The 10,000-nt window shown below is 61.1% G+C and carries 11 protein-coding genes; 9 read left to right on the forward strand and 2 right to left on the reverse strand.

The features are described 5' to 3' along the window. Together LDL37_RS03385 and LDL37_RS03390 are read left to right on the forward strand one after the other, a co-directional pair. The coding region (locus tag LDL37_RS03385) for a class I SAM-dependent methyltransferase (RefSeq protein ID WP_290794345.1) at positions 1 to 926 on the forward strand (926 nt) is incomplete at its 5' end. Next, a complete protein-coding gene (locus LDL37_RS03390; RefSeq protein ID WP_290794348.1) occupies positions 923 to 1,624 on the forward strand; it encodes a pseudouridine synthase in 702 nt (233 codons plus the stop codon). The genes LDL37_RS03385 and LDL37_RS03390, both read left to right, overlap by 4 nt. Positions 1,625 to 1,634: 10 nt before the next feature. Here LDL37_RS03390 and LDL37_RS03395 read toward each other — a convergent pair whose 3' ends face one another. Continuing rightward, positions 1,635 to 2,102: a hypothetical protein gene (locus LDL37_RS03395; protein WP_290794350.1), complete on the reverse strand. Its 468-nt coding sequence runs from the start codon at positions 2,100 to 2,102 to the stop codon at positions 1,635 to 1,637. A gap of 173 nt (positions 2,103 to 2,275) precedes the next feature. Here LDL37_RS03395 and LDL37_RS03400 point away from each other — a divergent pair, with 173 nt between their 5' ends. From LDL37_RS03400 to LDL37_RS03430, 7 genes are all read left to right on the forward strand, one after another. After that, positions 2,276 to 3,001 carry a response regulator transcription factor gene (locus tag LDL37_RS03400; protein WP_013479145.1) on the forward strand — a complete coding sequence of 242 codons (726 nt, stop codon included), beginning with the start codon at positions 2,276 to 2,278 and terminating at the stop codon, positions 2,999 to 3,001. Positions 3,002 to 3,013: 12 nt separating this feature from the next. Then, positions 3,014 to 4,549 (forward strand): ATP-binding protein, encoded by a 1,536-nt coding sequence (locus tag LDL37_RS03405; RefSeq protein ID WP_290794355.1) that lies wholly within the window; start codon positions 3,014 to 3,016, stop codon positions 4,547 to 4,549. A 180-nt stretch (positions 4,550 to 4,729) separates the two neighbouring features. Further along, complete coding sequence (gap, locus tag LDL37_RS03410; RefSeq protein WP_272741287.1) at positions 4,730 to 5,752, forward strand: type I glyceraldehyde-3-phosphate dehydrogenase; 1,023 nt, start codon at positions 4,730 to 4,732, stop codon at positions 5,750 to 5,752. A 120-nt stretch (positions 5,753 to 5,872) separates the two neighbouring features. Continuing rightward, a complete protein-coding gene (locus LDL37_RS03415; protein ID WP_290794360.1) occupies positions 5,873 to 6,166 on the forward strand; it encodes a hypothetical protein in 294 nt (97 codons plus the stop codon). Positions 6,167 to 6,183: 17 nt separating this feature from the next. Then, a complete protein-coding gene (locus tag LDL37_RS03420; RefSeq protein WP_290794362.1) occupies positions 6,184 to 7,377 on the forward strand; it encodes a phosphoglycerate kinase in 1,194 nt (397 codons plus the stop codon). 136 nt (positions 7,378 to 7,513) lie between these two features. Further along, a complete protein-coding gene (gene fba / locus LDL37_RS03425) occupies positions 7,514 to 8,554 on the forward strand; it encodes a class II fructose-bisphosphate aldolase (RefSeq protein WP_290794365.1) in 1,041 nt (346 codons plus the stop codon). A gap of 259 nt (positions 8,555 to 8,813) precedes the next feature. Continuing rightward, positions 8,814 to 9,290 carry an Hsp20 family protein gene (locus LDL37_RS03430; RefSeq protein WP_272741290.1) on the forward strand — a complete coding sequence of 159 codons (477 nt, stop codon included), beginning with the start codon at positions 8,814 to 8,816 and terminating at the stop codon, positions 9,288 to 9,290. Between the two features lie 164 nt (positions 9,291 to 9,454). Here the strand turns inward: LDL37_RS03430 and LDL37_RS03435 are convergent. Next, on the reverse strand, positions 9,455 to 10,000 hold a 546-nt coding region (locus LDL37_RS03435; protein WP_290794370.1), incomplete at its 5' end, for a WYL domain-containing protein.

A 10,000-nucleotide genomic window follows, 5' to 3' on the forward strand; every position in this document is an offset into this window, starting at 1 on the left:
TCCTGCGCGCCCGCTATGGCGCGGCTTTGAGCGGTGTGGACCGCACGCGGCTGATCTGCGACCAAAGCTTTAAACCCGAACACGACCGGCTGAAACAGGCGGGCTTCACCCTGCGCACGGCCAGCGACACGGCGCGCTATCCGCTGGTGATTGTTCTGCCGCCGCGCCAGCGCGAGGAATACCGCGCCCTTTTGGCTCGCGCCGTCGAAAGCGCCGAACCGGGCGGCATCGTGCTGGCCTGCGTCTCCAATCTCGAAGGGGCCAAGACGGTCGAAAACGACCTGAAAGCCCTGTGCGGTACGGTGGCCTCGCTATCGAAGAACAAGTGCCGCGCCTTCTGGGCCACCACCGATGCGATTAACGCCGATCAGGTGGCGCAGTGGCGGACGCTCGATGCACCGCGCCCGATCCTGGATGGGCGTTTCCAAAGCCGCCCCGGCCTGTTCGCCTGGGACCGCATTGATGCGGGGTCAGAGCGACTGGTGGCGCATCTGCCTGCCCTGAGCGGTCATGGGGCCGATCTGGGCGGCGGCTACGGCTATCTGAGTGATGAGGTGCTGCGCCGCCATCCGGAGGTGCGCCTCGACCTCTATGAGGCGGAACAGCGGGCGATAGAGTTGGCCGAACTCAATCTCAACGCCTATGGCGAACGGGTCCGTTACCGCTGGAACGACGTGACCAAGGGCATAGATGGTCCCTACGACTTTATCGTCTCTAATCCGCCCTTTCATGCCGGGCGCGCCGATCAGCCGGAACTGGGGCAGGCCTTTATCCGCAGCGCCGCCGCCGCGCTGAAACCCGGCGGCAGCCTGTATATGGTCGCCAACCGCCACCTGCCCTATGAAGCCGGGTTGAAAGCCGCCTTCAAGAGCGTCAGCCTGCTGCACGAAGACCGCGACTATAAGGTCTATCGGGGGATTAAATGAGGCTGATCAAACTTCTGGCCAATCTTGGTTACGGGTCGCGCAAGGAGGTGCAGAAATATATCCGCATGGGGATCGTCACCGACGCCGAAGGCAACGTCCTGAAAGACGATGCCAAAACCGCCCATGAGGATATCCGCTTCAATGAGCGCCCGCTCGATCCGGCACACGGCGTGGTGCTGATGCTCAACAAGCCGACCGGCTATGTCTGTTCGCTGAAAGACACGGGCAAGCTGGTCTATGAACTGCTGCCACATCGGTTCAGCGAGCGTAAGCCCGTCCTGTCCACCGTCGGACGGCTCGATTCGGAGACGTCGGGTCTGCTGCTGTTTACCGATGACGGCGACTATCTGCACCGCATCATCTCGCCTAAAAACCACGTTGCCAAAATCTATGAGGTGACATTGGCCCGACCGCTCGAAGGGCGCGAAGCGGCGATTTTCGCTTCCGGTGAACTGATGCTCGAGTCGGAAAAAACACCACTAAAACCGGCGGTGATGGAACAGACGGGCGAAAAGACCGCACGCCTGACCCTCTATGAAGGGCGTTATCATCAGGTGCGCCGCATGTTCGCCGCTGTCGGCAACCACGTCGAAGCCCTGCACCGCGCCCAGATGGGTGATCTGACGCTGGGGGATCTGCGGCCGGGAAAATGGCGGCTTCTGACGATCGCCGAACGCGACGGTCTGCTGCAAAGCTGAGAAAAGCGGCCTAATTCTTCTGTGGCCCGCATGCACCGGGATGGAACCTCAGGACGTCACCTTTGGGCCCCTTCCCGTCCGGACCGTGCGGCGGTTTGGGCAGGGCCAGACGTTCATCGGCGTCGATAAAGCCGTTTTTATTGCTTTCGGCGGCATCGAAATGTGCTTTCAGAGGGGCCGAAACCTCTGCCCACGACAGCTTGCCATCATGATCGCTGTCCAGCGCCTCAAGACGGGGCGGACCCATTGGCGGGCCTTTGGCATCAGGGCCTTCCGCGCCAACGGGTGCGCAGTGCGGGGGCCGGAAGGCTTCAAACTCAGCCTTGCTGATCTGGCCATCCTTGTTGCTGTCCATCGCCTCAAAAACGGGCGGCGGAGGTGGCGGGGCCGCCTTGTCTTCGGCCCATACGGGTAGGCTTGCGACGATCAGGGCGCTGCCGACCACAAGGCCGGACAGGAACAGGCGATTACGTGTCATGGGGTGTCTCCCAACATCTGGAGGCCCCAGAATGCACGGGCGACATGTCCTCAGAATTTCAGTGTTGGTTGAAATTTGACCAAAATGTGTCTTGGTGTGTCCGGGGCGACATTCTGCGACCCAGATGTCGCGTCATAAGTCACGCCTGTTCCCGACTACATGTAAGATATCTCATGACGCCCGACACCGCCGCCAGCCCCCATCGCCCGCACATTCTCGTCGTCGATGACGATTTCGACCTCCGCGAACTGATTTCGGGCTTCCTCAGCCAGAACGGTTTCGAGGTCCACACCGCCGCCAGCGGGCGCGAGATGGACAAGGTGCTGCAACGCGGCGATATCGGTCTGGTCGTGCTCGACTACATGATGCCGGGCGAGGACGGCCTGTCGATCTGCAAGCGTCTCAATCAAAAAGGCGGACCGCCGGTTATCATGCTGTCGGCCAAGGGCGAGGAGATCGACCGCATAGTGGGCCTTGAGCTGGGGGCCGATGACTATCTGGCCAAGCCCTTTCACCCGCGTGAGCTTCTGGCGCGTATCCGGGCGGTGATGCGGCGCGGCGACGGCCGTGGTCAGGGTGAAAAATCGCCCCTGACGACCTTTTTCGGCTGGACGCTCGACAATATCAAACGCACTCTGCAACGCCCCGACGGCGTGCAGGTGGCTTTGTCCAATGCCGAATTTGAACTGTTACGCGTGTTTCTTGAGCGACCGGGCCGCGCCCTCACCCGCGATCAGATCCTCGACCACCTGCATGGCCCCAACAGCGACAATTTCGACCGCGCGATTGATGTGCAGATTTCCCGCCTGCGCCGCAAGCTGAACGATGAGGCGAACGATGGTGAAGAAATTATCCGCACCATTCGCGGCATCGGCTATATGTTCCGCCCTCTAAAGTAAGCCTACCCCGCCGTGCCCCTGCCCCCCCTGCCGCGATACCTGACCCGCCTGCCCATCTTTACGCAGGTCATGGGCCTCTGCGTCTTCGTGCTGATCATCTCTATCCTGATCAATATTGCGCTGGTGGTGCTGATGCCGCCGCCCAAACCCTCAGGCTACACGCTGAACGAGGCGGCCAGGGCGCTAAGCGAAGGGCAGGTCAAACTGCGCAATGGCCGCACGCTCAAAACCGAAACCCTCAGCACTCCGCCCGCCTTTATCCGTGAAAGGCCGCCGCATCCTTTCGGTGAAAATGGCTTTGAACAACTGATGCGCCAGAGGCTGGCCCAATCCCTCAAGGTGCCGGAAAGCCGCGTCTTTATCGACGGTCGCCGGGACTTTCGCCGCAACCGTTTCGGCCCGGACCGCATAGTTTTTCGCCTGCCCGATCAGGGGCCGCGAGGTCCCGGCTTTCAGGGCGTGTTTGCCGAGCGCGCCGGACGCCCGAATATGGGGCCTCCGTCTGCCCCGCCAGCGGGAGCGACGCCGGACGGGGCCACCCTGCACCGGATGCGTGAGGCCTTTCTGTTCAACAGCCTGCCGCCCGGCTTCAATGAGCAGATCACCTTCCCCGCCTTCCGCGCGGCGCTTCAGCTGCCGGACGGACGTTACCGCAGCCTGATCCCGCCGCGGCAGTTCCCGGAACCGTGGCAGGTCAGTCTGCTGCTGGGCTTCCTGCTGACCGCCGCCCTGATTGCGCCCTTGGCCTGGCTGTTGTCGCGCCGTCTGACCCAACCGATCGCAGCCCTGGCCGAAGGGGCCGCCAAGCTCGAATTTGACCGCGCCGCCGAACCGCTGAAAGAAAGCGGGCCGTCGGAGGTGCGCCGGGCGACGCACGTGCTGAACGCCATGCAGGTGCGTATCCGTCAGCACGTCGAAAGCCGCACCGCCGTCATTGCCGCCATCGCCCACGATCTGAAAACCCCGCTGGCGCGCCTGCGGTTGCGTATCGAGAGCCTGCCCGCCAAAGAGCGTGACCGGATCGCTCAGGACATCGCCCATATGGACGGTCTGATCCGCTCGGCCATGACCTTTGCCTCGGCGGACAAGATGGCGCAGAACGTGGTGCGGCTTGATCTGAGCGCCTTGGCCGAAAGTCTGGCCGAGGACATGGCCGATCTGCACAATGTGCAGATGGGTCCGATAGAACCGGGCCTGACCGTCATGGCCGACAGCATCGCCATGAAGCGCATCCTGTGCAACCTGTTTGAAAACGCCCACCGTTATGCGGGCGGTTCGCGTCTCAGCGTGCAGCGTGACGGCGATCAGGTTGTTGTCACACTCAGCGACGACGGCCCCGGCGTGCCGGAAGAGGCACTGGAGGCGGTGTTTGAGCCCTTCCACCGGCTGGAATCTTCACGCAACCGCGACACCGGCGGGGCAGGACTGGGGCTCAGCGTCGCCCGCGCTCTGGCCGAAGCGCATCAGGGTGCCCTGACCCTGCGCAATCGCGTCACAGACGGTCGTGTCGAAGGGCTGGACGCCCGTCTGACCCTGCCGCTGGCCTGAGAGGCATCGCCCAAACCCAGCCTGTTACCTTGCGAAACAAGGCGTGCACCGGGTAGCGCTACCACGTGCCGCATGATGGTATTTTGCGCTTGACTTGGCGAGACTTAGGGACAAAACCAAGGTCGCAAAAACATGGATTTGCCGCCGGTTTCGACGGCCCTGAGCACAAGGGATGTGACAATGACTTTACGTGTGGCGATTAACGGATTCGGTCGTATTGGCCGTCTGGTTCTGCGTTCGATCATCGAGAACAACCGTACCGACATCGAAGTGGTGTCGATCAACGATCTCGGCCCGGTCGAAACCAACGCCCATCTGCTGCGTTACGACTCCGTGCATGGCAAGTTCCCGGCCGAAGTGAAGGTCGATGGCGACAGCCTGATCATCACCGCCAATGGCAAGACCTATGCCCCGATCAAGGTGACGGCGATCAAGAACCCGGCCGAGCTGCCGCACGCGGCGCTCAAGGTCGATATCGCCATGGAATGCACCGGCATCTTCACCTCGAAGGAAAAGGCCTCGGCCCACCTCGAAGCCGGCGCGAAGAAGGTCATCATCTCGGCCCCCGGCGACAATGCCGACAAGACCATCGTCTATGGCGTCAACCACGACACCCTGACTGCCGAAGACACCGTCATCTCCAACGCCTCGTGCACCACCAACTGCCTGTCGCCGGTGGCCAAGGTCCTGTCGGACCTGTGCGGCATCGAGCGCGGCTACATGACGACCATCCACTCCTATACGGGTGATCAGCCGACGCTCGACACCATGCACAAGGACCTGTATCGCGCCCGCGCCGCGGCGCTCAGCATGATCCCGACCTCGACCGGTGCTGCCAAGGCCGTGGGCCTCGTCCTGCCGCACCTGAAGGGCAAGCTGGACGGTTCGTCGATCCGCGTGCCGACCCCGAACGTCTCGGTGGTGGACCTGAAGATCGTGCCGTCGCGCCCGGTCACGGTCGAAGAGGTCAATGCCGCCATCATCGCCGCCGCCGACGGCCCGATGAAGGGCATCCTCGCCTATACCGATGAGCCGCTGGTGTCTTCGGACTTCAACCACAATCCGGCCTCTTCGACCTTTGCGCTCAAGCAGACGCAGGTCATCGACGGTCAGTTCGTGCGCATCCTGACCTGGTACGACAATGAGTGGGGCTTCTCGACCCGCATGTCGGACACCGCCGTCGCGCTGGGCAAGTTCCTGTAATAGGCCAAGCCCCGCCGGAGTGATCCGGCGGGGTTTCTCCAATAAAGGCACAGCCTTCGTGGAACCGGAAAAATCACGTCTAAAGCGCCATCAGCAGGAGGTGAACACCAAGTTCCTGTGGTGGCTGCAGGTGGCTTTCTATCCGGCACTCCGTTTTTCGCTTCACTGATATGTTTGATACTCTTTACGCCTCTCGCCGTCGTATTTATTGTTTTTGCGGCAATCCCATTGATATATCTAATTCTTTTTCAAAAATTCTTTCTCGATCCTAACGCTGAAATAATTAAGAACGGAAACTTAATCATCTCCAACCGGCCTTTAGCCTACCTGTTCCTGCTGGTGTCCATGCTGATCGGCAGCATTGTTGGATGGGTGTTCTTATCAGGCATTATCGGCTCCATTTACAGCTTCTGACCCTTAAGCGAGGCCCCATGACCTTCAAAACCCTTGATGATGTATCCGACCTTCACGGCAAGACCGCGCTGGTGCGCGTCGATTTCAACGTGCCGGTCGAAGACGGTCGCATCACCGATGACACGCGCCTGAAGGTGGCCTTACCGACCATCGAAAAGCTGCAAAAATCAGGCGCGAAAGTCGCCCTGCTGGCACACTTCGACCGCCCGAAGGGCAAGGTCGTGCCGGAAATGTCGCTGCGGTTCGTCGCTCCGGCCCTGTCGGCGCTGCTGGGGACCACCGTCGCCTTTGCCGAAGACTGCGTGGGTGCGGACGCCGCCGATGTGCTGAAACTGTTGCCCGCCGGGGGCGTGGCCCTGCTGGAAAACGTGCGCTTCCACGCAGGCGAAGAAAAGAACGATCCCGACTTTGCCGCGCAACTGGCCGCGCTCGGCGATATCTACGTCAATGACGCCTTCTCCGCCGCCCACCGCGCCCATGCCTCGACCGAAGGCGTGGCGAAACTTTTGCCCGCCTATGCCGGCGAGTCGATGCGCCGCGAACTGGATGCGCTGAACGCCGCGCTGGGCACACCCGTGCGCCCGACCATCGGTATTGTCGGCGGTTCCAAAGTCTCCACCAAGCTCGACCTGCTGAAAAATCTGGTGGGTAAGCTCGATGCGCTGGCCATCGGCGGGGGCATGGCCAACACCTTCCTCTATGCCCAGGGACACGAAGTCGGCGGTTCCCTCTGCGAAAAAGACCTTAAGGACACGGCCCTCGAAATCCTGAAAGAGGCTGAAGCCAAAGGCTGCCGCATCCTGCTGCCGCTCGATGTCGTGGTGGCGCAGGACTTCAAGGCGCACGCGGCTAATCGCACGCTTGATCTGGGGGCGGAGCTGAGCCCAGACGACAAGATTTTTGACGCGGGCCCCAAAACGGTGGCGCAGCTGAAAGACGTCATCGCCAACTCCAAGACCCTGATCTGGAACGGGCCTCTGGGTGTGTTCGAACTGCCACCGTTTGACGCCGCAACCGTCGAAGCGGCGAAATTCGCGGCAGAACAAACGCAATCGGGTAAGCTGGTTGCTGTGGCCGGTGGCGGCGATACGGTTGCCGCGCTGAACCACGCCGGTGTGGTGCAGGACATGACCTTTGTGTCCACGGCGGGCGGTGCCTTCCTCGAATGGATGGAAGGCAAGGACTTGCCGGGCGTCTCCGCACTCGGTTAAATGAAAAGGCTATCGCTCTGGTGTCAGGGAACCAGAAGGACTAATATTTGAATGATTTTCAGACCTTGCGGCCTGAGACCGGAAACCGGCCAGTCCGCAGGGTCCTCACTGAGCATATGAAAGAGGGAAATTTATCATGGCTCGTATCAGTCTGCGCCAGCTTCTCGACCACGCGGCCGAGAACGATTACGGCGTACCGGCCTTTAATATCAACAATATGGAACAGGGGCTGGCCGTCATGGACGCCGCCCGCAAGGCCGAAAGTCCGGTCATTATTCAGGCGTCGCGCGGCGCGCGCAATTATGCGCACGACATCATGCTGACCAAGATGATCGACGCTCTGGTCGAAATCTATCCGGAACTGCCGATCGTCATGCATCAGGACCACGGCAATTCGCCAGCGACCTGCGCCACGGCCATTCAGAACGGCTTTACCTCGGTGATGATGGACGGCTCGCTGATGGCCGACGCCAAGACGCCCGCCGACTTTGAGTACAATGTCAATGTGACCAGGACCGTCGTCGATTTCGCCCACGCCTGCGGCGTGTCGGTCGAAGGCGAACTGGGCGTGCTGGGTTCGCTGGAAACCGGCATGGGCGAAGCCGAAGACGGCCACGGGGCCGAAGGCGTGCTCGACCATTCACAACTGCTGACCGACCCGGATCAGGCCGTTGATTTTGTGGCCAAAACCAATGTCGATGCGCTGGCCATTGCGATGGGCACCTCGCACGGCGCCTACAAGTTCTCGCGCAAGCCCGACGGTGAAGTGCTGGCCATGCACGTCATCGCCGAAATCCATAAGCGCCTGCCCAACACCCACCTCGTCATGCACGGCTCGTCCTCGGTGCCGCAGGAGCTTCAGGACCTGATCAACGCCTATGGCGGGGAAATGCCGCAAACCTACGGCGTGCCGGTCGAAGAACTGCAAAAGGCCATCAAGATCGGCGTGCGCAAGATCAATATCGACACCGATTGCCGCATGGCCATCACCGGCACGATCCGCAAATACTTTATCGAAAACCCGGCGGGTTTCGATCCCCGTTCGTACCTGAAACCCGCTAAAGAGGCGATGCAGCAGGTCTGCTATGACCGCTTTGTGCAGTTCGGCACGGCAGGCAACGCCTCGAAGATCAAGGCCAAGCCTTTGTCGAGCATGGCGAAATATTATCTGGCTTAATCGAGATCATACCTCCCCCGCGTGCGGGGGACGACCATCGAAAAGCGCAGGCCCCACGCCTGCGCTTTTTTTGTTTACAAAATTTGGGGTGCCCTCTTGAAGCCGTCTAAACCCTCCCCAAATCCATAGACGTAAGACGCCTACACCGGGTCTTTCTGGACCGCTTCATCGCCCGTTTCGGGGATGCGCAAGCGTTCCAACCGACAACCGAAGACAGCTCTACGCCGCTGTCGATCTCGCTTTGGATAAGGAGACTTTCATGCGTACTCAAATCGACTTTTCCCCCCTGTACCGCAGCGCCGTTGGCTTTGACCGTCTGGTCAGCCTTCTCGATTCCGCCGCACGCACCGATACCGCGCCGGGCTGGCCGCCGTACAATATCGAACGCATAGCCACCGGCACCGATGGGGATGGCGACGCCTACCGCATCGAAATCGCCGTCGCTGGCTTCCGCCCTGATCAACTGAATATCGAGGTCAAGGAAAACGTCCTGACCGTTACGGGCAAGAAGGACGCCGAAGACGGGTCACGCACCTTCCTGCATCGCGGTCTGGCCGAACGCAGCTTTGAGCGTCGCTTCCAGCTTGCCGATCATATCCGCGTCACCGAAGCCGAACTGGCCAACGGGCTGCTGACCCTCAATCTGGTGGTCGAAATCCCGGAAGCCAAGAAACCGAAGCAGATTGCCATCAAGACCTCCGGCAACACGCCGCAGGCACTGGAAGCCGCCGAGTAAACGTTGTGTGGCACTGAATGCCGCTTCGGTCGGCGCATATCGGTGCCCTTGGTCCCCGACCGAAAGGGTCGCGTCTCTCGTATCTCTCTGATGAGAGATGCGACCCGCCCCTTCTCTCTCCCCCTCCGAAACTCCGCCGGAAGCGCCCCCTCGCTTCCGGTTTTTTATGCCGTCTCGGCCTGACGCGCCTCATAGGCCCGGTACATGGCGTCTTCCTGTTCGCGCCATTGTCTGAGCAGCGTCGTGCGCCGCGTCGGATAGCGCTCATCCGCAACGCTCAGATTAAGAATACGGTCAGAGCGGAAATGCCGGAAATCCTGCCGCAATTCGCACCAGCCGACCAGCAACCGCGCCCGCTCATAAAAGCCCAGCGCCACGGGCCAGACGACACGCGCCGTCGTCGCTTCCTTCACGTCGCTATAGTCCATGATCAGCTTGCGCTCGGACTTCAGTGCCTGCCGGATCATTTTAAGGTAACGGTCTTCAAACTCCGTCACCTCGGCGTCCTTCCACGGCGGCGGCACCATCAGGCCGGTCGTTTGCAGGCTGTCGCGCATATCGTCGGGCAGGACGGCATTGATCTTGGCCAGCGCATTGACCGCCGCCGCCGAAATGGCCTTGTCGGTGCGCCCGGCCACCCATTTGACCCCCAGCGCAATGGCCTCGATCTCATCGTGCGACAGCATCAGCGGCGGCAGCATGAAACCGGG

It is taken from the genome of Asticcacaulis sp. (assembly GCF_020217185.1).
In the GTDB taxonomy this organism is placed as follows: Bacteria; Pseudomonadota; Alphaproteobacteria; order Caulobacterales; family Caulobacteraceae; genus Asticcacaulis.

Excerpts from the sequence above, each read along its gene's own strand:
- LDL37_RS03390 (WP_290794348.1), top strand. The coding sequence starts at position 923 with ATGAGGCTGATCAAACTTCTGGCCAATCTTGGTTACGGGTCGCGCAAG.
- LDL37_RS03395 (WP_290794350.1), bottom strand. The coding sequence starts at position 2,102 with ATGACACGTAATCGCCTGTTCCTGTCCGGCCTTGTGGTCGGCAGCGCC.
- LDL37_RS03400 (WP_013479145.1), top strand. The coding sequence starts at position 2,276 with ATGACGCCCGACACCGCCGCCAGCCCCCATCGCCCGCACATTCTCGTC.
- gap (WP_272741287.1), top strand. The coding sequence starts at position 4,730 with ATGACTTTACGTGTGGCGATTAACGGATTCGGTCGTATTGGCCGTCTG.
- LDL37_RS03420 (WP_290794362.1), top strand. The coding sequence starts at position 6,184 with ATGACCTTCAAAACCCTTGATGATGTATCCGACCTTCACGGCAAGACC.
- fba (WP_290794365.1), top strand. The coding sequence starts at position 7,514 with ATGGCTCGTATCAGTCTGCGCCAGCTTCTCGACCACGCGGCCGAGAAC.
- LDL37_RS03430 (WP_272741290.1), top strand. The coding sequence starts at position 8,814 with ATGCGTACTCAAATCGACTTTTCCCCCCTGTACCGCAGCGCCGTTGGC.